The sequence below is a fragment of the Enterobacter sp. Taxon_8 genome (assembly GCF_058354585.1).
The window spans coordinates 4,146,226-4,172,351 of sequence record NZ_CM177989.1; the positions used below are offsets into that span (position 1 = coordinate 4,146,226).

The 26,126-nt window shown below is 56.1% G+C and carries 23 protein-coding genes and 3 tRNA genes; 8 read left to right on the forward strand and 18 right to left on the reverse strand.

Going from position 1 to position 26,126, the window contains the following annotated elements:
* Positions 1–27: 27 nt before the first annotated feature.
* From nsrR to nnr, 12 genes are all read right to left on the reverse strand, one after another.
* Entirely contained in the window at positions 28–453 is a 426-nt protein-coding gene (gene nsrR, locus AC4IBF_RS19730; RefSeq protein ID WP_111965420.1) for a nitric oxide-sensing transcriptional repressor NsrR, read from the reverse strand.
* 192 nt (positions 454–645) lie between these two features.
* The gene (locus AC4IBF_RS19735) at positions 646–1,944 is read right to left on the reverse strand and encodes an adenylosuccinate synthase (protein ID WP_006178975.1); all 1,299 of its coding nucleotides are present in this window, start codon (positions 1,942–1,944) and stop codon (positions 646–648) included.
* A gap of 104 nt (positions 1,945–2,048) precedes the next feature.
* On the reverse strand, positions 2,049–2,246 hold the full coding sequence (locus AC4IBF_RS19740) for a DUF2065 domain-containing protein (RefSeq protein WP_003855996.1): 198 nt from the start codon (positions 2,244–2,246) through the stop codon (positions 2,049–2,051).
* 71 nt (positions 2,247–2,317) lie between these two features.
* Positions 2,318–3,322 (reverse strand): protease modulator HflC, encoded by a 1,005-nt coding sequence (gene hflC / locus AC4IBF_RS19745; protein WP_111965392.1) that lies wholly within the window; start codon positions 3,320–3,322, stop codon positions 2,318–2,320.
* Positions 3,323–3,324: 2 nt separating this feature from the next.
* Positions 3,325–4,581: an FtsH protease activity modulator HflK gene (gene hflK / locus AC4IBF_RS19750; protein ID WP_133293628.1), complete on the reverse strand. Its 1,257-nt coding sequence runs from the start codon at positions 4,579–4,581 to the stop codon at positions 3,325–3,327.
* A gap of 56 nt (positions 4,582–4,637) precedes the next feature.
* Entirely contained in the window at positions 4,638–5,918 is a 1,281-nt protein-coding gene (gene hflX, locus AC4IBF_RS19755) for a ribosome rescue GTPase HflX (RefSeq protein ID WP_133293627.1), read from the reverse strand.
* Between the two features lie 74 nt (positions 5,919–5,992).
* The gene (gene hfq, locus AC4IBF_RS19760) at positions 5,993–6,304 is read right to left on the reverse strand and encodes an RNA chaperone Hfq (RefSeq protein WP_023334248.1); all 312 of its coding nucleotides are present in this window, start codon (positions 6,302–6,304) and stop codon (positions 5,993–5,995) included.
* A gap of 85 nt (positions 6,305–6,389) precedes the next feature.
* A complete protein-coding gene (gene miaA / locus AC4IBF_RS19765) occupies positions 6,390–7,340 on the reverse strand; it encodes a tRNA (adenosine(37)-N6)-dimethylallyltransferase MiaA (RefSeq protein WP_023310135.1) in 951 nt (316 codons plus the stop codon).
* Positions 7,333–9,177 carry a DNA mismatch repair endonuclease MutL gene (gene mutL, locus AC4IBF_RS19770; protein WP_136195718.1) on the reverse strand — a complete coding sequence of 615 codons (1,845 nt, stop codon included), beginning with the start codon at positions 9,175–9,177 and terminating at the stop codon, positions 7,333–7,335. The genes miaA and mutL overlap by 8 nt, the downstream gene beginning before the upstream one ends.
* A 9-nt stretch (positions 9,178–9,186) precedes the next feature.
* Positions 9,187–10,521, reverse strand: a complete 1,335-nt coding sequence (gene amiB / locus AC4IBF_RS19775; protein WP_136195719.1) for an N-acetylmuramoyl-L-alanine amidase AmiB — start codon at positions 10,519–10,521, stop codon at positions 9,187–9,189.
* 16 nt (positions 10,522–10,537) lie between these two features.
* Positions 10,538–10,999, reverse strand: coding sequence for a tRNA (adenosine(37)-N6)-threonylcarbamoyltransferase complex ATPase subunit type 1 TsaE (gene tsaE, locus AC4IBF_RS19780; RefSeq protein ID WP_136195720.1), 462 nt, complete (start codon positions 10,997–10,999; stop codon positions 10,538–10,540).
* Positions 10,992–12,515, reverse strand: a complete 1,524-nt coding sequence (gene nnr / locus AC4IBF_RS19785; RefSeq protein WP_143344558.1) for a bifunctional ADP-dependent NAD(P)H-hydrate dehydratase/NAD(P)H-hydrate epimerase — start codon at positions 12,513–12,515, stop codon at positions 10,992–10,994. The genes tsaE and nnr overlap by 8 nt, the downstream gene beginning before the upstream one ends.
* On the opposite strand from nnr, the gene queG reads away from it, so the two are divergent.
* Entirely contained in the window at positions 12,514–13,653 is a 1,140-nt protein-coding gene (queG, locus tag AC4IBF_RS19790) for a tRNA epoxyqueuosine(34) reductase QueG (RefSeq protein ID WP_133293623.1), read from the forward strand. The genes nnr and queG overlap by 2 nt on opposite strands.
* A 270-nt stretch (positions 13,654–13,923) precedes the next feature.
* Here queG and AC4IBF_RS19795 read toward each other — a convergent pair.
* The 4 genes from AC4IBF_RS19795 to orn all read right to left on the reverse strand — a co-directional run bounded on the left by AC4IBF_RS19795 (position 13,924) and on the right by orn (position 14,966).
* Positions 13,924–13,999 (reverse strand) — tRNA-Gly (locus AC4IBF_RS19795).
* Between the two features lie 36 nt (positions 14,000–14,035).
* Positions 14,036–14,111: transfer RNA gene (locus AC4IBF_RS19800), tRNA-Gly, on the reverse strand.
* A gap of 37 nt (positions 14,112–14,148) precedes the next feature.
* Positions 14,149–14,224, reverse strand: a tRNA-Gly gene (locus tag AC4IBF_RS19805).
* Positions 14,225–14,420: 196 nt separating this feature from the next.
* Positions 14,421–14,966, reverse strand: coding sequence for an oligoribonuclease (gene orn, locus AC4IBF_RS19810; protein WP_023310130.1), 546 nt, complete (start codon positions 14,964–14,966; stop codon positions 14,421–14,423).
* 107 nt (positions 14,967–15,073) lie between these two features.
* On the opposite strand from orn, the gene rsgA reads away from it, so the two are divergent.
* The 3 genes from rsgA (at position 15,074) to mscM (ending at position 20,535) form a co-directional block, all read left to right on the forward strand.
* Positions 15,074–16,126, forward strand: a complete 1,053-nt coding sequence (rsgA, locus tag AC4IBF_RS19815) for a small ribosomal subunit biogenesis GTPase RsgA (RefSeq protein WP_252093327.1) — start codon at positions 15,074–15,076, stop codon at positions 16,124–16,126.
* Positions 16,127–16,223: 97 nt separating this feature from the next.
* Positions 16,224–17,192 carry an archaetidylserine decarboxylase gene (asd, locus tag AC4IBF_RS19820; RefSeq protein WP_115876634.1) on the forward strand — a complete coding sequence of 323 codons (969 nt, stop codon included), beginning with the start codon at positions 16,224–16,226 and terminating at the stop codon, positions 17,190–17,192.
* Positions 17,193–17,211: 19 nt separating this feature from the next.
* The gene (gene mscM / locus AC4IBF_RS19825) at positions 17,212–20,535 is read left to right on the forward strand and encodes a miniconductance mechanosensitive channel MscM (protein ID WP_115876635.1); all 3,324 of its coding nucleotides are present in this window, start codon (positions 17,212–17,214) and stop codon (positions 20,533–20,535) included.
* A gap of 44 nt (positions 20,536–20,579) precedes the next feature.
* Here mscM and epmA read toward each other — a convergent pair whose 3' ends face one another.
* Complete coding sequence (epmA, locus tag AC4IBF_RS19830; RefSeq protein ID WP_133293621.1) at positions 20,580–21,557, reverse strand: elongation factor P--(R)-beta-lysine ligase; 978 nt, start codon at positions 21,555–21,557, stop codon at positions 20,580–20,582.
* 310 nt (positions 21,558–21,867) lie between these two features.
* Here epmA and frdA point away from each other — a divergent pair, with 310 nt between their 5' ends.
* From frdA to frdD, 4 genes are read left to right on the forward strand one after another with little or no spacing between them, the layout of a single operon-like run.
* A complete protein-coding gene (gene frdA, locus AC4IBF_RS19835; RefSeq protein ID WP_133293620.1) occupies positions 21,868–23,658 on the forward strand; it encodes a fumarate reductase (quinol) flavoprotein subunit in 1,791 nt (596 codons plus the stop codon).
* Entirely contained in the window at positions 23,651–24,385 is a 735-nt protein-coding gene (locus AC4IBF_RS19840) for a succinate dehydrogenase/fumarate reductase iron-sulfur subunit (RefSeq protein WP_023310124.1), read from the forward strand. Before frdA ends, AC4IBF_RS19840 begins: the two co-directional genes overlap by 8 nt.
* 10 nt (positions 24,386–24,395) lie before the next feature.
* On the forward strand, positions 24,396–24,791 hold the full coding sequence (frdC, locus tag AC4IBF_RS19845) for a fumarate reductase subunit FrdC (protein WP_111965403.1): 396 nt from the start codon (positions 24,396–24,398) through the stop codon (positions 24,789–24,791).
* Between the two features lie 10 nt (positions 24,792–24,801).
* Positions 24,802–25,161, forward strand: a complete 360-nt coding sequence (gene frdD / locus AC4IBF_RS19850; protein ID WP_133293619.1) for a fumarate reductase subunit FrdD — start codon at positions 24,802–24,804, stop codon at positions 25,159–25,161.
* A 29-nt stretch (positions 25,162–25,190) separates the two neighbouring features.
* On the opposite strand, the gene ampR is transcribed toward frdD, so the two are convergent.
* Complete coding sequence (gene ampR / locus AC4IBF_RS19855; protein WP_023293463.1) at positions 25,191–26,066, reverse strand: LysR family transcriptional regulator AmpR; 876 nt, start codon at positions 26,064–26,066, stop codon at positions 25,191–25,193.
* Positions 26,067–26,126 lie beyond the last annotated feature (60 nt).

Sequence of the window (26,126 nt, forward strand, 5' to 3'; positions counted from 1 at the left end):
CGTTGTCAGCTCCGGTGGAAATTTTCTTCATTCCACCAGCAATAATTTATAAAGCGGTTGATTCTCTTCAACCAAATCGGCCAGCGTGTAGTTATCCAGTTCCATGAGAAAACTTTGCACGGCCTTAGAAAGCGCCTGTTTGAGGCGGCAAGCGGGCGTGATGTGGCAGAACTCGCTGCTGCAGTTCACCAGAGACAGCGGCTCCAGTTCACGTACCACATCGCCAACACGAATACTCTGTGCCGGTTTACCGAGACGGATCCCACCATTCTTCCCGCGGACGGCAGCAACGTATCCGGCACGACTAAGTTGATTGATTATTTTGACCATATGATTACGGGATACGCCGTAGACCTCTGTCACTTCAGAGATACTGGTCATCTTCCCCTCGGGTAACGACGCCATGTAAATCAGCGCACGTAAGCCGTAATCGGTGAAACTTGTTAACTGCACATCAACCTCAGGAAAAAGGGAAATCGCGGACAAACCGCAGAGATATTCATTAATGATGATAAACCAGCCAGATAGTTAGCGGCTAATTTATTTGACAGACGGGGCGAAAAAGCGGAGATCCAGGAGCGGTCGCCGGATGGCGCTACGCTTATCCGGCCTACGGGTCTCCCCGCAGGCCAGCAGTCACGAAGATTATGCGTCGAACGGGTCGCGCAGGATCATCGTTTCAGTACGATCCGGGCCGGTAGAAATAATATCGATCGGCACTTCGGTCAGTTCTTCAATACGCTTGATGTAATCCAGCGCCGCCTGCGGCAGGCCGCTACGCTCTTTCACACCGAAGGTGGTCTCAGACCAGCCCGGCATGGTTTCGTAGATTGGCTCAATGCCTTCCCAGTCGTCAGCAGCCAGCGGAGTGGTGGTCACTTCGCGGCCATCTGGCATACGGTAGCCGACGCAGATTTTCACTTCTTTCAGGCCGTCCAGTACGTCCAGCTTGGTCAGGCAGAAGCCAGACAGGGAGTTGATCTGCACTGCACGACGCACGGCAACCGCATCCAGCCAGCCGGTACGACGGCGGCGACCGGTGGTCGCGCCAAACTCGTTACCCTGCTTGCACAGGAACTCGCCGGTTTCATCAAACAGTTCGGTCGGGAATGGACCCGCACCCACGCGAGTGGAGTACGCTTTGATGATGCCCAGGACGTAATCCACATAACGTGGACCCAGGCCAGAGCCGGTCGCCACGCCACCCGCGGTGGTGTTAGAGGAGGTGACGTACGGATAGGTACCGTGGTCGATGTCCAGCAGCGTACCCTGCGCACCTTCGAACATGACGAAATCGCCACGCTTGCGCGCCTGGTCCAGCAGATCGGACACATCAACAACCATACCGGTCAGAATGTCTGCAATCGCCATGACGTCATCCAGCACTTTCTGGTAGTCAACAGCGTCAGCTTTATAGAAGTTCACCAGCTGGAAGTTGTGATATTCCATCACTTCTTTCAGTTTTTCAGCGAAGGTCGCTTTGTCGAAGAGATCGCCCACGCGCAGACCGCGGCGTGCAACTTTATCTTCGTAAGCCGGGCCGATACCACGACCGGTGGTGCCGATCGCTTTCGCGCCACGCGCTTTCTCACGCGCTACGTCCAGCGCCACGTGATAATCCAGGATCAGCGGGCAGGCTTCGGAGAGCAGCAGACGCTCACGAACAGGGATACCACGGTCTTCCAGACCTTTCATCTCTTTCATCAGCGCCGCTGGAGACAGCACAACGCCGTTACCGATGATGCTGGTGACGTTTTCGCGAAGAATGCCTGATGGAATAAGATGGAGGACGGTTTTTTCACCGTTGATTACGAGAGTATGGCCTGCGTTGTGACCGCCCTGGTAGCGCACAACATATTTAGCCCGTTCAGTCAGAAGATCAACAATCTTCCCTTTACCTTCGTCACCCCATTGGGTGCCCAGTACGACGACGTTGTTACCCATTTTTTTCAAAATCACCGTTTGCTTAAAAATGGATTCTACCATCGCTTTTTCAGATATACAGCACTTTTTGACCTCAAAATACGCCGATTGCGCCTACTTTTTGATCAGCCAATCGTTTTCCTCAACATGTAGTAGATCACGATGCCCGCAACCACAAGACCGCCGCCAAAACGACGTAAAATATTATCCGGCAGTTGGCTCATGGTGGCGATCATTCGACGCCAGGCGCGTGGATAGAGCATCGGTCCCAGGCCTTCAAGCACCAGGACCAGGGCCAGCGCGAGCCAGATCGTTGAATTCATTTTTGTTCCTTATAAAAGAAAACCACCGCTCCGTTGAGAGCGGTGGTTTGAATACTCAAACGAGCCTGAGTTTATCGCGTTGCGTTAGTCGGCGTCTTCATATAACGGAAGAAATCGCTGTCCGGGCTAAGCACCATCACATCCTGGCTGCTCTGGAAGCTATTCTCGTAGGCACGCAGGCTACGGATAAAGGCATAGAAGTCAGGATCCTGGCTGAAGGCATCAGCAAACAGCTTCGCGGCTTCCGCATCACCTTCACCGCGCAGGATACGGCCCTGGCGCTCAGATTCCGCCAGCGTCTTGGTGACTTCGTAGTCTGCTGCAGCACGCAGCTTCTCAGCCTCTTCCTGGCCCTGTGAACGGTGACGACGGGCTACCGCTTCACGCTCGGCGCGCATACGGTTGTAAATCGCCTCGGACACTTCCACCGGCAGGTTGATCTGCTTGATACGCACGTCAACGACTTCGATACCCAGTGCAGCCATACTGTTCGGATTGATCACCGGCACTTTACCGTTGGTTTCCGCCTGAACACGTTCAGCCGCTTTGGCAATCGCATCGTCTGCTGCCGGCGTTGAAACTTCATCTTCAGTGCCCGCTGTGCCGGAGTTTAGCGCATCGCGAACTTCCAGGGTCAGACGACCACGGGAGTCGGTCACGATGTCTTTCACATCCAGACGACCAATCTCAGAACGCAGACGGTCAGAGAACTTACGTTTCAGCAGCACTTCTGCCTGAGAAACGTCACCGCCGCCCGTTGCCAGGAAGTAACGGCTGAAATCGCTGATGCGCCATTTGATATAGGAATCAACGATCAGGTCTTTCTTCTCTTTGGTCACAAAACGATCTGCCTGGTTATCCATGGTCTGGATACGCGCATCAAGCGTTTTTACGGACTGAATGAACGGCACCTTGAAGTGCAGACCCGGCTCGTAAATCACCGGGCGTTTGTCGCCATCACGCACGACGCTGCTGAACTGGAACTTGATCCCACGCTCGCCCTCTTTCACCACAAAGATCGAGGTATAAAGCACGACCAGTACGATGACGATGATCGCAATAACTGACTTACGCATCCTTATTCCCCCTGACGCTGGTAGTCGTTACGCTGCGCGTTAGCACGGCGTTGGTCCATAATGTCACCATCGTTCGAAGAAGGCGTTGTGTTCGTACTGGCGCTGCCTGTTGAGGCTGGCGGCAGACGCAGCAGGTTGTTCGCTCCGCTGGTATCTTTTGCTGCCGGTGCAGAACTGCCCTTCAGCATCTGATCCAGCGGCAGCACCATCAGGTTTCCGCCTTTACTATCGTTAACCAACACTTTGCGGGTGTGGCTCAGCACTTTTTCCATGGTCTCGATATAGAGACGCTCACGGGTAATTTCCGGCGCCGCTTTGTATTCAGGCAGGATCTTCGCAAAGCGAGCCACTTCACCCTGAGCTTCCAGGATGGTCTGGGTCTTATACGCGCGCGCTTCTTCCAGAATACGCTGCGCCTGACCGTTAGCGCGTGGCTGAACTTCGTTGGTGTACGCTTCTGCTTCACGGATGTATTGCTGTTCGTTTTCACGGGCAGCAATCGCATCGTCAAATGCGGCTTTCACCTCTTCCGGCGGACGCGCAGCCTGGAAGTTGACGTCCAGCAGGGTGATACCCATGTTGTACGGACGAATGGTCTCTTCCAGCTCGCGCTGGGTATCGCTACGAATAACGGTACGACCTTCGGTCAGGATACGGTCCATGGTGTATTTTCCGATGACACCACGCAGGGCGCTGTCAGTCGCCTGACGCAGGCTGTCATCGGCGCTGGTCACGCTAAACAGGTAACGCTCAGGATCGGTCACGCGGTACTGCACGTTCATCTCAACGCGCACCACGTTTTCGTCAGAGGTCAGCATCACGCCGGAGGCGGCCAGTTCACGGACAGATTCCACGTTTACCGCGGTCACGTCGTCAATGAAGGTTGGCTTCCAGTTCAGACCCGGCTCAACCAGATGGCTGAACTTACCGAAACGGGTGACTACGCCGCGTTCTGCTTCTTTAATGGTGTAGAACCCGCTGGCTGCCCAGATGATGACTACCGCAGCGGCCACGATGCCCACTACGCGGCCCCCCATTGGCGGGCGCGTACTCTGAGTGGAATTGCCACCCGAGCCAGAACCTTTTCCTCCGCCAAGGCCACCAAGCTTCTTGCTCAGTTTGCGGAAGATATCATCCAGATCCGGCGGCCCCTGCTCGCGACCACCTTTGTTGCCATTTCCCTCAGAGTTGCCGCCAGGTTTGCTGCTTCCCCACGGGTCGCGGTCTTGTCCGTTATTACCGGGCTGATTCCACGCCATGTATATGCTCCATATTTGTTATGCAAGGGCGAATTATTCAGGCATCCCCTTTCTGATCAGACTATATAGTCGACCAGCGCAGGTTCTTGTTTACAGAGGCGACGCCAGTCAACGATCGGCATACGCACCTGCATCCCCACGCTGCCGTCATCCTCCATCCACTCTTTTTCTATCGCCTGAAGCTGATAAAACCGGCTGCGCAGCCTGCCTTCCTGTGGCGGCAGTCGCAGCGTGTGCTGAGCTACCTCACCGGAAAGACGTTCTGTCAAAGCCTGGAAAAGCAGTGGCACACCAATACCGGTCTGGGCAGAAAGCCAGACCCGAATTGGTTTGTTTTCTTCATCTCTGTCGATACGCGGTTCGAAATCGTCCAGCACATCGATCTTGTTCATGACCAACAGCGTTGGGATCTCGTGAGCATCGATTTCTTCGAGCACCACATTCACCGCGTCAATGTTCTCCTGCACGCGCACGTCTGCTGCATCAATCACGTGCAGCAGCAGAGTCGCCTGTCGCGTCTCCTGCAGGGTGGCTTTAAACGCCGCCACAAGGTCATGCGGCAGGTGGCGAATAAAACCTACGGTATCCGCCAGCACCGTTTCACCGACGTCTGCAACGTCAATACGGCGCAGCGTAGGGTCCAGGGTCGCAAACAGCTGGTCTGCGGCATACACCTGGGCCTCAGTTATCTGGTTAAACAGGGTGGATTTACCGGCGTTGGTATAGCCCACCAGCGACACCGTCGGGATGTCGGCTTTGGTGCGCGCCCGACGCCCCTGTTCACGCTGTTTCTCTACACGTTCCAGACGTGAGAGGATCTGGGTAATTCGGCCACGCAGTAAACGACGGTCGGTTTCGAGCTGGGTTTCACCCGGACCGCGCAAACCAATCCCGCCTTTTTGTCTTTCAAGGTGTGTCCAGCCACGCACCAGACGCGTTGCCAGATGGCGCAGCTGCGCCAGCTCAACCTGCAGTTTCCCTTCATGGGTACGTGCACGCTGAGCAAAAATATCTAAAATCAAACCCGTGCGATCGATAACACGGCATTCGCAAAGGGCTTCCAGGTTGCGCTCCTGGGCTGGAGACAGCGCATGATCAAACAACACGACTGACGCGCCGGTTGCTTTTACGGCATCCGCAATTTCGACTGCTTTACCTTCACCAACAAAATACTTTGGGTGCGGCGCTTTACGGCTACCGGTAATCACCTGCATTGCTTCGACACCGGCGGAAGAGACCAGAGATTCAAACTCCTGGAGGTCTTCCATATCTTTGTCTTGCGAAAAATAGATGTGTACCAGCACCGCCTGCTCACCGGCATCATAACGGTCAAACAAGCGTAAACCTCTCTAAAAAGATCAGCGGGGAACGCAGGATCCCTGGCTCCCCGTGTGGATAACAGTGCGAAACCTTATTCGGTCTCGTCGCTGTCCTGCGCCGGCGTTGAAGAACCCTGCGCGCTGCTGCCATGATGGTAGTTACTACCAGTGCCGCCGCCAGCGTTATTGCTGTGATGAGATACCGGACGGGACGGAACAACAGTAGAAATAGCGTGCTTGTAGACCATCTGACTGACCGTGTTTTTCAACAGAATCACAAACTGATCGAAAGACTCAATCTGACCTTGCAGCTTAATACCATTCACCAAATAAATAGAAACTGGAACACGTTCCCGACGCAATGCGTTCAGGAACGGATCTTGTAAAGATTGCCCCTTAGCCATTCTATCTTTTCCTTATATGCTTGTTTTGTACTTAGAACCTTGCGATTCTGAAAAATTGCGCACGATACGCCTCAATTGTACACATTCAGTGAGCGATATCACCAACAACCTCAATCACTTCGTTTAACGCCTGTTGCGGTTTTTCACTGTCTAACCAGTGAACACCCTCCCAACCGCGCAACCAGGTGATCTGGCGCTTCGCTAACTGCCTCGTGGCGCAAACACCTCTATAAACCATTTCATCGTATGAAATCTCACCTTCAAGATACGACCACATCTGGCGGTATCCCACACAACGAATGGAAGGCATGTCCGTATGCAAATCTCCACGGGCAAAAAGCGCCCGCACTTCTGCTTCAAAATCTGAAGCTAACATCTGATGAAAACGCTGCTCAATCCGCTGATGGAGCAGTTCACGGCTCGCCGGGGCGATGGCGAACTGATGCACCTGATACGGCAGAGCGTCTCCTGACGTTTGCGTCAGTTCCGTTAAAGTTTTACCCGAAATGAAAAAAACTTCCAGTGCCCGGGAAAGCCTTTGCGGATCATTTGGATGGATCCGCGCTGCAGCAACCGGGTCAATCTCCGCCAGTTGCTGATGCAAAACGTCCCAACCCTGCTCTGCCGCCTGCTGCTCAATTTTTGCTCTTATTTCCGGATCCGCGGATGGCAGAGGTGACAACCCCTCCAGCAGCGCCTTGAAGTAGAGCATGGTTCCGCCAACCAACAGCGGTATACGCCCCGCCGCCGTTATCTCTGCCATCTCGGCTAAGGCATCCCGGCGAAAATCCGCTGCGGAGTAAGCCTGAGCCGGGTCGAGTATATCCAGCAAACGGTGCGGTGCCGCGCGCAGTTCTTCTGCGTCAGGCTTCGCCGTGCCGATATCCATCCCTCGGTAGATGAGGGCAGAGTCGACGCTAATCAACTCTACAGGCAAAACTTTACGCAACTCAATGGCTAGCGCCGTTTTGCCGGAGGCCGTTGGGCCCATTAAAAAAATTGCCTTAGGCAGGCTCGCCTTACTTGCGTCAATCATGTTTCAGGGCGTTCATCGCCGTTTGTAAATCAACAGGTTGTAATAACCCACCCGGCGGCGCTTTCACCAGATGCGGACAGAGGCGTTCAACCTCAGCCAGCACGCTGATGGCCTGTGCCATGCTCCACGGCGCGTGTTCGCTTGCCAGATGGCGGGCGATCCACTGCGCGGTGTTGGCGACATCAAACGATGTTTGCTGCGCCAGGTAGCCTATCAGTTCAGGAATCAAGTTTTGTAAATTTTGTTGGCGTAAGGGTAAAGGCACTGCACGAATTGTCACATGTTGTGGTTCGAGCACAGTTTCAATACCCATCTGCGCCAGCTGCGGCTCAGCACGCTGCAATACCCTTGTTTCATCAGGGGATATTTTCAGGCGAACCGGAATCAAGAGCGGCTGCGCACAGGCTGCATTTTCGCCAGGCGTGAGCTGCACCTGTTTAAGCCAGCGTTCGGCGACCGGCAGTGCCATAAGCATCAGTTTGCCGTCACGCTCAAGCAATGCCATGTCGGGCGCGATAATCGTCAGCACCCGGCCAAAACTTTGGCTATGCCCATCCAGAGAAGGCTGTGCGGCAGGAATGTGCTCTTTACGCTCCACGGCTGGCGTTTCCAGCAGTTTGCGGTACAACTCTCCCTGCTGCTTCTGATAACCAGGCTGGGCATTCGGGTAGTTCGCGCCCGTTGAACGCGGTGCGCTCCCTGCCGGGGAGAAACGCGGGGTCTCCGGTTCACGCGCGGCGGCAGGCTCCGCAAAATGGTTACGCCCTGCCGCCACTCGGTTTTCCGGCAGCGGACGCGGCGCTGGAGCGTCGTTTTCCAGCGGCAGCGTTGGTGCTGCCTGCTGCTGCAACACAGCGGCCACGCCCTGATAAATGAAGTCGTGAACCAGACGCGACTGGTGGAACCGCACCTCATGCTTGGCAGGATGAACGTTCACATCCACCTGATGCGGATCGATGTCCAGATAAAGGACGAAAGCAGGCTGCTGATCGGCCCCGAGCTTGTCTTCGCAGGCCTGGCGAATCGCGTGATTGATAAGACGATCGCGCATCATGCGGCCGTTCACGTAGCAATACTGAATTTCCGAGAACGCAGCACTGCTCGCGTTTGGATCGGCAACCCAGCCGCGTAAAGCCAGATCGCCGTGCTGCCACTCAATGGCCAGCGCCTGTTCCAGAAACGGCGTACCGCAGATAGCGCCCAGGCGGCGCTCTTTCTGTCCATCTTCTGCCACCGCGCGGTACTGGCGCATCACCTTGCCGTTGTGGCTGAGGTTGATGGTGACATCGAAACGGGCCAGCGCGATACGGCGAATGATCTCGTCGATATGGCCGAACTCGGTCTTCTCGGTACGCATAAACTTGCGTCGGGCGGGGGTGTTGTAGAAGAGATCTAATACTTCAAGCGTCGTCCCGACAGGATGCGCCGCCGGTTTGACCGTCACATCCATGTCGCGCCCTTCGGCGTAAGCCTGCCAGGCTTCCTGCTGTTCAGCGGTACGGGAGGTCAGCGTTAAACGCGAAACCGAGCTGATACTGGCCAGCGCTTCACCGCGAAAACCGAGGCTAATAATCGCTTCCAGATCGTCCAGAGAGGCGATTTTACTGGTGGCGTGACGAGCCAGCGCCAGCGACAGCTCCTCTTTTTTAATGCCACAGCCGTTGTCCCGAATGCGGATAAGCTTCGCGCCACCGCGTTCGATATCAATATCGATGCGGGTTGCGCCCGCATCGAGGCTGTTTTCCACCAGCTCCTTCACCACCGACGCAGGGCGTTCCACCACCTCACCGGCGGCGATTTGGTTCGCGAGCTGCGGCGGTAGAACCTGAATCGGCATGAATTCTCCTTAGTTGGTCGCGGTCATCTCACCCGGCAGCGCTGCGCTGGCCGTCTGGGCAGCGCCGCTCTGCGGCGCAGACTGCAGAGGATGCGCCTCAAAATATTTGCGTAAACCGTTATAAATCGCTTCGGCAATTTGCTGCTGGTAACTGTCGCTTCCCAACAGACGCTCTTCACCGTTGTTACTGATAAAGCCCGTCTCTACAAGGATGGACGGAATATCCGGCGAGCGCAGAACGCCGAGGCTGGCATGTTCCGGACGACGCTTATGCAGCACGCCAACGCTTTGCAGCTGGTTCAATACGTTAGTGGCGACATCATACCCGACGCGCTGAGAATGACCGAACTGTAAATCCAGCACCGCCTGGCTGAGGTACGGATCGGACTGGCTGTTCGCCAGCACGTCGCCCGCACCGCCTAGCAGTTCAGACTGCTTTTCATGCTCTTCCAGCCAGTTGGCCATTTCGCTGTTAGCGCGACGGTTCGACAGCACCCAAACCGAGGCGCCGGTGGCGCTACGATTCGGTGCGGCGTCCGCATGAATGGAGACCAGGAAGTTTGCGTTTTGCTTACGCGCCACATCCGAGCGCCCCATTACGGAGATAAAGTAATCCCCATCGCGGGTCAACACGCCTTTAAACATAGGGTCGTCATTGAGTAGCGAACGCAGTTTACGCGCGATAGCGATAGTTACGTTTTTCTCTCGCGTGCCGCCAGGACCAATCGCCCCGGGATCTTCCCCGCCGTGACCCGCATCAATGGCGATAATCACTTTGTCACCACTGACCGTCGCGCGTCGCGCGCTGGCCGCCGGACGCGTCACCGTATCGCTGCTGGTTGCCGCAGTGATGCGATCGTTCTGCGATTTAAACGGATTACGCGCAGGTTCAGCAGGACGCGGCGTATACACCGGTTCTTCCACCCGCTTCGCTACGACCGGTGGTGGCGGTGGCGGTGCGTCGGCATTGATGGTAAAGACCACCGTATAGTTCGCCCCGTTTTGCTGCTTCACCGCCTTCGTTTTGCCCTTTTCGGTCAGATCGACCACCAGGCGTAACGACTGGCTATCCTGCGGCGTACCCGAACGGATACTTTTCACCAGGTTGTTGCCGCTAAACCGCAGCGGTAATCCCTGGATCACGCCTGTCTGCTTGATATCCAGCGCCACGCTGTGGCTGTCTGGCTGTGAAAACGCATACTCAGGATCGCCCATAAAGCTGAACGTGATTCGAGCCTGGCTTTCGCCGTTAGATACCTGAATATCTGAGAGGTTTGCCGCCCCGGCCTGCGCGCACAGCAGCACGGTGGCAGCCAACACCCAACCTTTAACGCGATTTATCATCCCGTCATCCCTACGCTTAACCGGCCAGACGCGCCAGTAAGGAACTGCCTGATGAGGAAACAGCACTGATGCGTGCCTCACGCCCTTGAGCCTGGTAATTTAAGTGAATTTCGACATCCGGGTCAGGCAGCACACCCGCACCTTGTTGCGGCCACTCCACCAGGCAAATGGCGTCGTTGGCAAAATAATCACGGATCCCCATAAATTCCAGCTCCTCAGGATCCGCAAGGCGGTATAAATCGAAGTGGTACACCATGAGATTTTCAAGGGTGTACGGTTCTACCAGCGTGTAGGTTGGGCTTTTCACATTCCCGTTATGCCCTAACGCCTGCAAAAAACCCCGGCTGAAGGTGGTTTTACCCGCACCTAAATCACCATACAGATAAATGACGGTTGCCCCCTGACAGGCCTGCGCCACGCGCTTGCCGAGTTCTAAAGTGGCTTGTTCATCAGGTAAAAGAATCGCTCGATTAGTCATTTTCTACGTCAATCACATCCGGGTTAACAACACGCCGCAGCGTGCAAAAAAGATCCGTGGCCAGCATACCGCGTGTACCGTAACGCGCAGCCAGTTTATCCGCCGCGACACCGTGGGCCACGCAGCCCGCACAGGCTGCATCATAAAGGGGAAGTTTCTGTCCAAGCAATGCGCCAATGATGCCGGAAAGCACATCGCCCATTCCGCCGCTCGCCATGCCAGCATTTCCGGCATCAATAATGCCCAGCATCTCATCACTGGCAACAATGGTTCCTGCCCCTTTTAAAACAGCAACACCTCCGTAACGTTTTACCAGACGCTGAGCAGAAAGTAAGCGATCGTTTTCAATTTCTGCCACGCTGCAGTTAAGCAGGCGCGCGGCTTCGCCGGGGTGTGGTGTCAGAATGCGATTGTGACGCTTATCCGGGTTTATTGCCAGAAGGTTAAGCGCGTCGGCATCCCACAGCATCGGTTTACGAAAATTCTCGACCTTTTGCAGGGCCTGTTTACCCCATGACTGCTGCCCAAGCCCGGGGCCAATCACCACCACATCCGCCCATTCCAGGCATTCTTCAAGCGCCTGGGGCGTAAGCTCATGGACCATCAGTTCCGGCCGAGCGGTGATTATGGGCGCAATATTCTCAATGCGAGTGAGCACTCGCACTAATCCGGCACCGCTGCGCAGAGCCGCTTCACCCGTCATACGAATCGCACCAGCCGTACCGTGGTCTCCTCCCACAATCACCAGCCTGCCGTGATCGCCCTTATGGGACGTTGGTCGGCGCGGCGGGAGCCACGCTGCAAGCTGCGACGCATCAAAACGCGCCAGGTGCGTTTCCTGCCCGGACAGCCAGCTCTCCAGCCCCAGCGCATGGTGGTGCAAAACGCCAACGACGTCTCGTGCTTTACCGGTCAGTAGCCCCGGCTTGAGGGCGATGAAGGTCACCGTATGTGCAGCCTCAATGACCGCTCCCGGCGTCGCGCCGGTTTGTGCAATCAGGCCAGAGGGAATATCCAGGGCGACTACCGGCGCGGAATGTCTGTTAGCGTGTTCAATAAGCGCGGCAATATTTTCGCGCGGCGCGCTATGCAGCCCGGTGCCCAGAAGACCATCAACAATCAGATCCACCTCTTCCGGCCAGACGATATCAGGCGCATGAATTACACCGCCTGCGTTAAGCCATGCCTCCCGCGCCGCGCCAGCCTCTTCCGGCAGCGGTTTATCACTTTCGAGAGCCAGCAAGGTCACGCGGATACCGGCCACAACCGCCAAACGGGCGACGACGTAGCCGTCACCGCCGTTATTGCCGTGCCCGCACAGAATCAGCCAGTGAGCAGCCTGCGGGTACGCGCTGCGGGCAACGTTAAACGCCGCCTCACCCGCACGTAGCATCAGTTCATAGAGGGTAATCCCGAGGCTGTCTGCGGCCTCTTTTTCGGCACGCCGGAGGTCATCCGCATGCCAGATGGAATGTGGTATACTTGCGGGGTTTTTCTTCACCGTATGGTCCGTCATGTCACAGCCCCTCGATTTCAATGAATTAGCGCAAAAAATAAAACAGTGGGGTGCTGAGCTTGGCTTCCAGAAGGTGGGCATTACCGATACCGACCTTTCCGCCAGCGAGCCGAAACTGCAGGCCTGGCTGGACAAACAATACCACGGCGAAATGGAATGGATGGCGCGTCATGGCATGATGCGCGCCCGTCCTCACGAGCTTTTGCCGGGCACATTACGCGTCATCAGCGTGCGCATGAACTATCTACCCGCCAACGCGGCCTTTGCGCGCACGCTAAAAAATCCCTCTTTGGGTTACGTCAGCCGGTACGCTTTGGGTCGTGATTACCATAAGCTCTTGCGTAACCGCTTAAAAAAACTCGGGGAAACCATTCAGCAGCACTGTGTTTCGCTGAATTTTAGACCCTTTGTCGATTCTGCGCCTATTCTTGAGCGCCCGATCGCCGAAAAAGCCGGGCTTGGATGGACAGGTAAGCACTCACTTATCCTCAGCCGTGACGCCGGATCGTTCTTCTTCCTGGGCGAACTGCTGATTGATTTACCGCTGCCGGTAGACGGCCCGGTCGAAGAAGGCTGCGGGCGCTGCGTGGCCTGCATGACCATCTGCCCGACGGGTGCTATCGTCGAGCCTTACACTGTTGATGCACGCCGCTGCATCTCCTACCTCACTATCGAGCTGGAAGGGGCTATTCCAGAGGAGTTCCGGCCGCTTATCGGCAACCGCATCTACGGCTGCGACGATTGCCAGCTCATCTGCCCGTGGAACCGCTATTCGCAGCTAACGGACGAAGAGGATTTCAGCCCGCGTAAGGCGCTGCATGCGCCGCAGCTCATTGAACTGTTCGCCTGGAGCGAAGCATGGTTCCTGAAAGTGACGGAGGGTTCGGCCATTCGCCGTATTGGTCATTTGCGCTGGCTGCGTAATGTTGCCGTCGCGCTGGGGAATGCCCCGTGGGAGGAAGCGAATATACGGGCGCTTGAAAGCCGTCGAGGTGAGCACCCACTTCTTGATGAGCACATCGAGTGGGCGATTGCGCAGCAAATTGAGAAACGTAATGCCTGCGTTGTCGAGGTGCAGCTGCCGAAGAAACAGCGTCTGGTGAGGGTGATTGAAAAAGGGCTTCCGCGGGATGTCTGAACTATTCACAGCCTGTGAATAAAATTACAAACTCAAGCGCCATCTGGGCTGGAGAAGAGGTCAAGTGATCTCAATAACATTTTGAAATCAAATTTTATGTTTTAAATACAGCGCGTTATGGAGATATTATTCACCCTGCTAAGTTTTAACCCTGTTTCGGTTAAGCGCAGTTTCTGTGGATAACTCTGTTCACAAGATTATTTCAGAGACAATAGAAAACGTCCCCAGCGACGCTTTTCGCTGTGGATATTTTAGAGATGAAGAAGAATTTGGAGCGGGAAACGAGACTCGAACTCGCGACCCCGACCTTGGCAAGGTCGTGCTCTACCAACTGAGCTATTCCCGCTTGGGTGGTCCGTGCTGTGGAAGCACTTTCAAATTTTGGAGCGGGAAACGAGACTCGAACTCGCGACCCCGACCTTGGCAAGGTCGTGCTCTACCAACTGAGCTATTCCCGCTTGGGCAGTCTGTGCTGTGAAAGCACTTTTCAAATTTTGGAGCGGGAAACGAGACTCGAACTCGCGACCCCGACCTTGGCAAGGTCGTGCTCTACCAACTGAGCTATTCCCGCAAATCTGCACTGCTTTTGTTGCTGTCGTAACGTGTAATTCTCTGTCGTTACGGGAGGCGCATTATACGAGAAATCCTTTTAGCTGCAACCCCCCTTAAAGCGATTTTTTCGAAATTAAGTTCAAATGCTTATTAAATCGGCAAGCTGAACAATTTAACGACAAAAACCCGGCCACGCAAGGCGCCGGATCGCAAAATCACAGCTTAATAAAGTTTTCACGGTAGTAAGAAAGCTCCGCCACGGACTCTCGGATATCGTCCATTGCCTGGTGCGTCCCCTGCTTTTTAAAGCCGTCGAGGATTTCAGGCTTCCAGCGACGCGCCAGCTCTTTCAAAGTGCTGACATCCAGATAACGGTAGTGGAAGTAAGATTCCAGCTCCGGCATGTACTTAAACAGGAAACGGCGATCCTGGCCGATGCTATTGCCGCAGATAGGGGATTTGCCTGCCGGAACCCACTGTTTCAGGAACTCAAGCGTCGCCAGCTCCGCCTCACGGTCGCCGAACGTGCTCGCCTTCACGCGCTCCACCAGGCCACTGCCGGTGTGGGTACGCACGTTCCATTCATCCATCAAAGCCAGCTGGTCGTCGGACTGATGCACCGCAATCGTTGGCCCTTCAGCCAGGATATTCAGGTTGGCGTCCGTCACCAGAGTTGCAATTTCAATGATGCGATCGCGCTCGGGATCCAGCCCGGTCATTTCGAGATCGATCCAAATCAGGTTGTTTTCATCCGCGCTCATGTTATTTTCCACCCTTCTCGCATAACCGGCAGTAGCAGGTTAACTAGTATTAATTAGAGTGTATCATAGAGGTTTTGCCCCTTACGGGCGACCAGGAGCCAGCGCGATTGAGTAAAAATAAACTCTCCAAAGGGCAGCAGCGCCGCGTAAACGCCAACCACCAGCGCCGTCTTAAAACCACTTCGGAGAAGCCGGATTATGACGACAACCTGTTTGGTGAAGCGACAGAAGGCGTAGTCATCAGCCGTTTCGGTATGCATGCCGATGTCGAATCCGCCGACGGTGACATTCACCGTTGCAATATCCGCCGGACCATTCGTTCCCTGGTGACCGGCGATCGCGTGGTCTGGCGTCCGGGTAAAGAGGCAGCTGAAGGTGTCACGGTTAAGGGCATCGTTGAAGCCGTGCATGAACGCACGTCGGTGCTCACCCGCCCGGATTTCTACGATGGCGTAAAACCAATTGCCGCCAACATTAACCAGATCGTCATTGTTTCGGCGATTTTACCCGAACTTTCGCTCAACATTATCGACCGATACCTTGTCGCCTGCGAAACGCTGCTGGTTGAACCGATCATCGTGTTGAATAAAATCGATCTGCTGGATGACGACGGCATGGCCTTCGTGAATGAGCAGATGGATATCTACCGTAAGATCGGGTATCGCGTGCTGATGGTCTCCAGCCATACCAAAGATGGCCTTAAGCCGTTAGAAGAGGCGCTGACCGACCGTATCAGCATCTTTGCGGGCCAGTCCGGCGTAGGTAAATCGAGCCTGCTGAACAACCTGCTTGGCCTCCAGCAAGAGATCCTGACCAACGATGTGTCCAACGTCTCTGGACTGGGCCAGCACACCACCACCGCCTCGCGTCTGTATCATTTCCCGCACGGCGGCGACGTGATCGACTCCCCGGGCGTGCGTGAGTTCGGTTTGTGGCACCTTGAGCCGGAACAAATCTTTAACGGATTTGTCGAATTCCATGATTATTTAGGCGCTTGTAAATACCGCGATTGTAAACACGATAACGACCCTGGCTGCGCTATCCGTGAAGCGGTTGAGAAAGGCGAGATCGCGGAAACCCGCTTCGAGAATTACCACCGTATTCTTGAGAGCATGGAAGACGTAAAAACGCGTAAAAACTTTTCTGATTCTGATAACTGACAACTAAGCTAAGCATCGCTAAAATCGTCCCCCTTTTTCAGGTTCCGGCGGCTTAACGCCGGATCAGGAACGACAAAACAATGGCCTGGAGGCTACCTTGTTAAACGCATTTAAACTTTCGCTTCAATACATTCTGCCAAAACTGTGGCTCACTCGCCTGGCGGGCTGGGGCGCAAGCAAACGCGCGGGCTGGCTGACCAAACTGGTCATCGACCTTTTCGTAAAATATTACAAGGTCGATATGAAAGAGGCGCAAAAGCCGGATACCGCCAGCTACCGCACCTTCAACGAGTTCTTCGTGCGCCCGCTGCGTGACGAAGTGCGCCCGCTGAACACCGACCCTAACGTCCTGGTGATGCCCGCAGACGGCGTCATTAGCCAGTTGGGTAACATCGAAGACGACAAAATCCTGCAGGCGAAGGGCCATAACTACAGTCTGGAAGCGCTGCTGGCAGGTAACTACCTGATGGCGGATCTGTTCCGCAACGGTACGTTTGCCACCACCTATCTGTCACCGCGCGACTATCACCGCGTGCACATGCCGTGTAACGGTATCCTGCGTGAAATGATTTATGTCCCGGGCGACCTTTTCTCCGTCAACCACCTGACCGCGCAGAACGTGCCGAACCTGTTTGCCCGTAACGAGCGCGTCATCTGTCTGTTCGATACTGAATTTGGCCCTATGGCACAGATTCTGGTGGGTGCAACCATCGTAGGCAGCATTGAAACCGTCTGGGCCGGCACCATCACCCCACCGCGCGAAGGCGTGATCAAACGCTGGACCTGGCCTGCCGGTGAAGCGGAAGGCTCTGTGGCCCTGCTCAAAGGTCAGGAGATGGGTCGCTTTAAGCTGGGCTCCACCGTGATCAACCTGTTTGCACCTGGCAAAGTGAAACTGGCTGAACAGCTCGAAAGCCTGTCGGTCACCAAGCTGGGTCAGCCGCTGGCGGTCTCAACCGAAACCTTCGTGACGCCGGAAGCAGAACCAGCACCGCTGTCACAGGAAGAGATTAACGCCGAGCACGACGCCAGCCCGCTGGTTGACGACAAAAAAGACGAAGGCTAACAATAGAAGGATCGCTGACGTGCGCCCGATTATCGTTCTACTGATGGCCTGGTGCCTCAGCATGGGGGCGTACGCAGCGACAGCCCCCGACGCCAAACAGATAACCCAGGAACTGGAGCAGGCAAAAGCGGCCAAACCCGCTCAGCCAGAGACCGTCGAGTCGCTCCAGGCTGCCCTGAACGCGCTTGAGGAGCGGAAAGGCTCTCTTGAGCGCGCTCAGCAGTATCAGCAGGTTATCGACAACTTCCCCAAACTCTCGCAGACGCTGCGCGCGCAGCTCAATAATCTGCGTGACGAACCGCGCGATGTTCCCGCAGGGATGACCTCCGACGCGCTGAACCAGGAGATCCTGCAGGTCAGCAGCCAGCTTCTGGAAAAGAGCCGCCTTGCTCAGCAGGAGCAGGAGCGCGCGCGCGAAATTGCCGACTCCCTCAGCCAGCTTCCGCAGCAGCAAACCGACGCCCGTCGCCAGCTAAATGAAGTTGAGCGCCGCGTGGGCACGCAAAGCGGCAATACGCCACAGGCTCAGGCCCAAAATCTGGGCCTGCAGGCAGAATCTGCTCGCCTGAAGGCCCTTGTCGATGAGCTTGAGCTGGCGCAGCTTTCCGCCAATAACCGCCAGGAGCTGTCGCGGATGCGCTCTGAACTCGCTCAGAAGCAGAGCGAGCAACTGGATGCGTATCTCCAGGCCCTGCGCAATCAGCTCAACAGTCAGCGTCAACGCGAGGCGGAGCGCGCGCTGGAAAGTACCGAACTGCTGGCAGAAAACAGCGATAACTTGCCTGCCGGAATCGTCGAACAGTTTAAGGTCAACCGCGAGCTTTCTGCCGCGCTGAATCAGCAGGCGCAGCGTATGGATCTGGTTGCCTCGCAGCAGCGTCAGGCCACCAATCAAACCCTTCAGGTTCGCCAGGCGCTCAACACCCTGCGCGAGCAGTCCCAGTGGCTCGGGTCATCAAACCTGCTGGGTGAAGCGCTACGTGCCCAGGTCGCGCGCCTGCCGGAAATGCCGAAGCCGCAACAGCTGGATACCGAGATGGCCCAGCTGCGCGTTCAGCGACTGCACTTTGAAGATCTCCTTAATAAACAGCCGCAAATCCGCCAGATCCGTCAGGCTGACGGACAGCCCCTGACCAGCGAGCAAAACCGTATTCTGGAAGCCCAGCTGCGTACCCAGCGTGAACTGCTGAACTCTTTGCTCCAGGGTGGGGATACGCTGATTCTGGAGCTGACCAAGCTAAAAGTCTCCAATAGCCAGCTGGAAGATGCGCTGAAAGAGGTGAACGAGGCGACGCACCGTTATCTCTTCTGGACGTCCGACGTGCGTCCGATGACCTTCTCGTGGCCGATTGAAATTGTCCAGGACCTGCGCCGCCTGATTTCGCTGGACACCTTCAGCCAGCTGGGACAGGCCAGCGTGATGATGTTCACCAGCAAAGAGACCATTTTCCCGCTGCTGGGGGCGTTGATTCTGGTGGGCTTCAGCATTTACTCGCGCAGACATTTCACTCGCTTCCTGGAGCGTTCCAGCTCCAGGGTCGGGAAAGTCACCCAGGATCACTTCTGGCTAACGTTGCGCACCGTATTCTGGTCGATTCTTGTCGCCTCCCCGCTGCCGGTGCTGTGGATGACGCTGGGGTATGGCCTGCGGGAAGCCTGGCCCTATCCGCTCGCGGTCGCGATTGGCGATGGCGTCACCGCCACGGTGCCGCTGCTGTGGGTAGTCATGATTTGCGCCACCTTCGCGCGCCCCAATGGCCTGTTTATCACCCACTTTGGCTGGCCGCGTAATCGCGTTGCGCGCGCCATGCGTTACTACCTGATGAGCATCGGGCTGATTGTGCCGCTGATTATGGCGCTGATCATGTTCGACAATCTCAACGATCGGGAATTCTCAGGCTCGCTGGGCCGTCTCTGCTTTATGCTGATATGCGGGGCGCTGGCCATCGTCACGCTCAGCCTGAAACGCGCGGGTATTCCGCTCTATCTCGATAAATCCGGCAGCGGCGAAAACATGTTCAACCGGCTGCTCTGGAACCTGCTGCTTAGCGCGCCGCTGTTTGCGATGCTGGCGGCCGCGGTGGGCTATCTGGCAACCGCGCAGGCGCTGCTGGCAAGGCTGGAAACCTCGGTGGCCATCTGGTTCCTGCTGCTGGTGGTGTACCACGTGATCCGCCGCTGGATGCTGATCCAGCGCCGCCGTCTGGCCTTTGACCGAGCCAAGCATCGCCGGGCAGAGATCCTCGCCCAGCGCGCGCGAGGTGAGGAAGAGCCAAACCACGTCAACAGTACGGAAGGCACGACGGAGGCGGACGAGGTCGAACTGGATCTGGATGCCATCAGCACCCAGTCCCTGCGTCTGGTTCGTTCCATACTGATGCTGATTGCCCTCCTGTCGGTGATCTTCCTGTGGTCAGAGATCCACTCCGCATTCGGCTTCCTGGAGAACATCTCTCTCTGGGACGTGACGTCCACGGTGCAGGGTGTTGAAAGCCTGGAGCCGATCACCTTAGGGGCGGTGCTGATTGCCATTCTGGTGCTGATCATTACCACGCAGCTGGTGCGCAACTTCCCGGCGCTGCTGGAGCTGGCGCTGCTGCAGCATCTGGATTTAACGCCGGGGACGGGTTATGCGATTACGACCATAACCAAATATCTGATCATGCTGTTTGGCGGACTGGTTGGCTTCTCGATGATCGGTATTGAGTGGTCGAAGCTGCAGTGGCTGGTGGCGGCCCTTGGTGTAGGGTTAGGTTTTGGTTTACAGGAGATTTTCGCCAACTTCATCTCTGGCCTGATCATTCTGTTCGAAAAACCGATCCGTATTGGCGATACCGTCACGATCCGCGATCTGACCGGCAGCATCACGAAGATCAACACACGTGCGACAACGATCAGCGACTGGGATCGCAAAGAGATCATCGTACCGAATAAGGCGTTTATTACCGAGCAGTTCATCAACTGGTCGCTGTCAGACTCCGTTACCCGTGTGGTGCTGACGGTACCGGCGCCGTCGGACGCCAACAGCGAAGAGGTCACCCAGATCCTCTACACAGCCGCAGAGCGCTGCTCGCTGGTGATCGATAACCCGGCACCGGAAGTGTTCCTGGTGGATTTACAGCAGGGGATCCAGATTTTCGAGCTGCGTATCTACGCCGCCGAAATGGGCCACCGTATGCCGCTGCGCCATGAGATCCACCAGCTGATTCTGGCAGGCTTCCGCGAGCACGGTATTGATATGCCGTTCCCACCGTTCCAGATGCGTCTGGAAAGCCTGGACGGGCGTAAAACGGGAAGAACGTTGACGTCAGCGGCGCGTACGCGCCCGGCGGGGAGTTTGTAAGATAAGCAGGGCGACCCTCTCCCACGGGAGAGGGTTAACTGCCGTCAGGCGCGATCTACGGTAAACGCAATCACATCGCCAAGCTGCTCTGCGCCCAGGGCCAGCATCACCAGACGATCCACACCCAGCGCCACGCCGGAGCAATCCGGCAGACCCGCTTTTAAGGCTTCAAGCAAATTAACATCAATAGGCTGCTGCGGCAGACCGCGCGCGGCGCGCTTGCGGTTATCCTGCTCGAAGCGCTGCTGCTGCTCGCGGGCATCAGTCAGTTCGTGGAAGCCGTTCGCCAGTTCGATGCCTTTGTAATAGACCTCAAAACGCTCTGCGACACGATGATCTTCGGTACTGATCTGCGCCAGTGAAGCCTGGCTTGCCGGGAAGTGATAGACAAACGTCGGACGGTCTTTGCCAATCTGCGGTTCTACGCCGAAGGTGAACAGCAGCTGCAGCAGCGTGTCGCGATCATCTTCGTTATCCGCCACGTTGCTCAGATCCAGCTTTGCCGCTACTTCACGCAGCTGGGTTTTATCCGCCGACAGCGGATCGATTTCCAGATGGCGTTGGAAAGCCTGCTGATAGGAGAGCGTTTCGGCTTCTGAACAGTCCAGCACCTGCTGGAGCAGATCGTCCACCTCATTCATCAGGCGGTACATATCATAATGCGGGCGGTACCACTCCAGCATGGTGAATTCCGGGTTGTGGTGACGACCCATCTCTTCATTACGGAAACTGCGGCACAGCTGATAGACCGGACCACACCCCGCCGCCAGCAGGCGTTTCATGTGATATTCCGGGCTGGTCATCAGGTACAAATTCATCCCCTGAGAGTGGCCGGGGCCAACAAAACGGGTTTCAAACGGGACCAGATGAATATCCGTTACCGTTGCCTGACTCATGCACGGCGTTTCCACCTCAAGGACTCCGCGGTCGGCAAAGAAACGGCGGATCTCCGCCATAATTGCAGCGCGTTTTAACAGATTAGGGATGGATGCGCTCGGCTGCCAGGTGGCCGTTTCGCTCATGAGTTGTTCTCCGATTTCAGACAAGGGCACGAAGTCTACTCGTTAGCAGGGGCAGAGACAAATTTTGCGCAGTAAAAAAGCGCATTTCATTTAGGTGAACTTTTTCGTGACGTATTTCATCAATCTTCATGATAAATCGCCGTACAGAACAGCAAAAAAATCGAACACGTCAAATTTCCCTGACATCTACACGGTTATACTGTTTTACCCATAAAGGAGCAGTGGAAACGCTTTCGCAATCGTCCTTTTGGACGGGTGAACTACCTTTAGTTTGTCGCGTTGCGAAATAACAAAAATCTGGAGGAATGTCGTGCAAACTTTTCAAGCCGATCTTGCCGTAATAGGCGCTGGCGGGGCTGGATTACGTGCTGCGATTGCTGCAGCACAAGCTAATCCCAACGCTAAAATCGCATTGATTTCAAAAGTCTATCCAATGCGTAGCCACACTGTGGCAGCAGAAGGAGGATCCGCCGCCGTTGCGCAGGATCATGACAGCTTTGAATACCATTTCCACGACACGGTTGCAGGGGGCGACTGGCTTTGCGAACAGGATGTCGTTGACTACTTTGTGCATCATTGTCCAACGGAAATGACCCAGCTTGAACAGTGGGGATGTCCGTGGAGCCGCCGTCCGGACGGCAGCGTCAACGTTCGCCGCTTTGGCGGAATGAAGATTGAACGCACCTGGTTCGCCGCTGATAAAACCGGCTTCCACATGCTGCACACCCTGTTCCAGACCTCCCTTCAGTTCCCACAAATTCAGCGCTTCGATGAACATTTCGTCCTCGACATTCTGGTTGATGACGGACACGCGCGCGGCCTGGTGGCGATGAATATGATGGAAGGCACGCTTGTCCAGATCCGCGCCAACGCGGTAGTGATGGCGACGGGCGGTGCGGGTCGCGTTTATCGTTATAACACCAACGGCGGCATCGTCACCGGTGACGGCATGGGCATGGCGCTCAGCCATGGCGTACCCCTGCGCGATATGGAGTTCGTCCAGTATCACCCAACCGGCCTGCCAGGCTCCGGCATTCTGATGACGGAAGGCTGCCGCGGTGAAGGCGGTATTCTGGTCAACAAAAACGGCTACCGCTATCTGCAGGATTACGGCATGGGCCCGGAAACCCCGCTCGGCGAGCCGAAGAACAAATACATGGAACTTGGCCCGCGCGACAAAGTCTCTCAGGCCTTCTGGCACGAGTGGCGCAAAGGCAACACTATCTCCACGCCGCGCGGCGACGTCGTTCACCTCGACCTGCGTCATCTGGGCGAGAAGAAGCTGCTGGAACGTCTTCCGTTCATCTGCGAACTGGCAAAAGCCTACGTTGGCGTCGACCCGGTGAAAGAGCCGATTCCGGTACGTCCAACGGCGCACTACACCATGGGCGGGATCGAAACCGACCAGCAGTGCGAAACCCGAATTAAAGGCCTGTTCGCCGTCGGCGAGTGTTCCTCTGTGGGCCTGCACGGCGCCAACCGTCTTGGGTCTAACTCGCTGGCAGAGCTGGTCGTCTTTGGCCGCATGGCGGGCGAGCGCGCGATGGAGCGGGCGGCTACCGCAGGCGAAGCCAACGGTGCCGCACTGGATGCGCAGGTTACAGACGTTGAAAAACGCCTGAAAGATCTGGTGAACCAGGAGGGTAACGAGAACTGGTCTAAGATCCGCGACGAGATGGGCCTGTCGATGGAAGAAGGCTGCGGTATCTACCGTACGCCAGAGCTGATGCAAAAAACCGTCGACAAGCTGGCGGAACTGCAGGAGCGCTTCAAGCGCGTGCGCATCACCGATACCTCCAGCGTATTCAACACCGACCTGCTCTACACTATCGAGCTGGGCCACGGTCTGAACGTAGCGGAATGTATGGCGCACTCTGCGCTGGCGCGTAAAGAGTCGCGTGGAGCCCACCAGCGTCTGGACGAAGGCTGCACCGAACGTGACGACGTCAATTTCCTGAAACACACTCTCGCCTGGCGCGATGCGGATGGCACCACACGTCTGGACTACAGCGACGTGAAAATCACCACGCTGCCGCCGGCTAAGCGCGTGTACGGTGCAGAAGCAGAAGCCGCCGAGAAGAAGGAGAAGGCGAATGGCTGAGATGCAAAAAATGAAGGTTGAAGTGGTGCGCTACAATCCGGAAGTGGACGCCGCACCGCACAGCGCTTTCTATGAAGTCCCTTATGATGAGCAAACCTCCCTGCTGGATGCGCTCGGCTATATCAAAGACAACCTGGCGCCAGACCTGAGCTACCGCTGGTCCTGCCGCATGGCAATCTGCGGATCCTGCGGCATGATGGTCAACAAAGTGCCGAAGCTGGCCTGTAAGACCTTCCTGCGCGAATACACCAAGGGCATTAAGGTCGAAGCGCTGGGCAACTTCCCGATTGAACGCGATCTGGTGGTCGATATGACCCACTTTATCGAAAGCCTGGAAGCGATTAAGCCGTACATCATTGGTAACCCGCGCACGCCGGATCAGGGGCCAAACACCCAGACGCCGGCGCAGATGGCGAAATACCATCAGTTCTCAGGCTGCATCAACTGCGGTCTTTGCTACGCCGCCTGTCCACAGTTTGGCCTGAACAAGGAGTTCATCGGCCCGGCCGCCATTACCCTGGCGCACCGCTATAACGAGGACAGCCGCGATCACGGTAAAAAAGAACGTATGGCGCAGCTCAATAGCCAGAACGGCGTCTGGAGCTGTACCTTTGTGGGTTATTGCTCCGAAGTTTGTCCGAAGCACGTCGACCCGGCCGCCGCAATTCAGCAGGGTAAAGTGGAAAGCTCGAAAGACTTTCTTATCGCTACCCTGAAACCACGCTAAGGAGTGCATGATGACGACTAAACGCAAAGCCTACGTGCGGCCTGTGCCGTCAACCTGGTGGAAAAATCTGCCGTTTTATCGCTTCTACATGCTGCGTGAAGGCACGGCGGTACCGGCGGTCTGGTTCAGCCTTGAGCTGATGTACGGCGTTTTTGCCCTCAAGCATGGCCCGGAAGCCTGGGCCAGCTTCGTCGGTTTCCTGCAAAACCCGATCATTGTTGTTCTGAACCTGATCGTGCTCGCGGCCGCGCTGCTTCATACCAAAACCTGGTTTGAGCTGGCGCCAAAAGCGGCGAACATCATCGTAAAAGACGAGAAAATGGGGCCAGAGCCGGTGATTAAAGGGCTCTGGGCAGTGACGATTCTGGTCACTGTGGTCATTCTGTTTGTCGCACTGTTCTGGTAAGGAGACTACTGTGATCAATCCAAATCCAAAACGTTCTGACGAGCCGGTCTTCTGGGGTCTGTTTGGCGCAGGCGGCATGTGGAGTGCCATCATCGCCCCCGTCATCATACTGCTGGTCGGTATTATGCTACCGCTGGGGCTCTTCCCGGGAGATGCGCTGGGCTACGAACGCGTACTGGCGTTCGCGAGCAGCTTTATCGGCCGCGTGTTCATCTTCCTGATGATCGTCCTGCCGCTGTGGTGTGGCCTGCACCGTATTCACCATGCGATGCATGACCTGAAAATCCATGTCCCGAGCGGGAAATGGGTTTTCTACGGTCTGGCAACCATCCTGACCGTAGTAACGCTGATTGCCGTGGTCACCCTCTGACGCTTCAGGCCCGCCATCAGGCGGGCCTTTTATTTCTGCATCTTCCCCACCAGCCACTGGGCAAACTCGCGCATTGCGGGCGTTTCTGCCCGTGACTGCAGCCTCGTGAGCCAGTAGCTGCCGAGGTCAATCTGCGTTGCAAATGGCTGCACGATGCGCTCGCTGTTCAGCAGATGGGTGAACATATCGACAGGGGCAATCGCGATGCCCGTACCTGCCTGCGCGGCTTCCAGCATGGTGACGGACGAATCAAATACCATTACCCGGTGCGTCGGTGAAGGCGGATTTTCACCCGCAGCCTGCATCCAGGCTGTCCACTCGTCGCGCCGGTAAGAGCGCAGGAGGGTAAACTTCAGGATATCGGCAGGGGTGTGCAACGCGGCAGCAATGTCAGGTGTGCAAAGCGGCGCAAGCGGTGCGGGGCAAAGAAACGTCGCTTCCGTGCCGTGCCACGCCCCGCCGCCATAACGAATGGCGTAATCAAGTCCTTCAGCCGCCGGATCGACACGGTTGTTATGGGTGGAAAGCTGAAGATCAATATGCGGATAGCAGCGGCGGAAGTCCGCGAGCTGCGAGAATAACACCCCCGTCGCAAATGTCCCGACCACGCCAATTTTGAGCTTCTCCTGCGCGCGCTGGCTGGCAAAGCGATCCAGCATTCCGGCGATACGATCGAACGAGTCATTCAGCACCGGCAGCAAATTCTCGCCTTCGGTAGTCAACATCAGCCCTCGCGAAACGCGAACGAAAAGCTGGCAGTTAAGGTGCTGCTCCAGCGCCTTGACGTGCTGGCTAATCGCGGAATGGGTTACATTCAGCTCAATAGCGGCATGCGTAAAACTGAGGTGCCTGGCGGCGGCTTCAAACGCCCGCAGGGAATTAAGAGGAAGATAGCTGCGCGTCATGGTCTCGTCCGTTAGAAAAATTAACAGCTAATGCTAAATTTAACCGTTTGTCAGCCACAG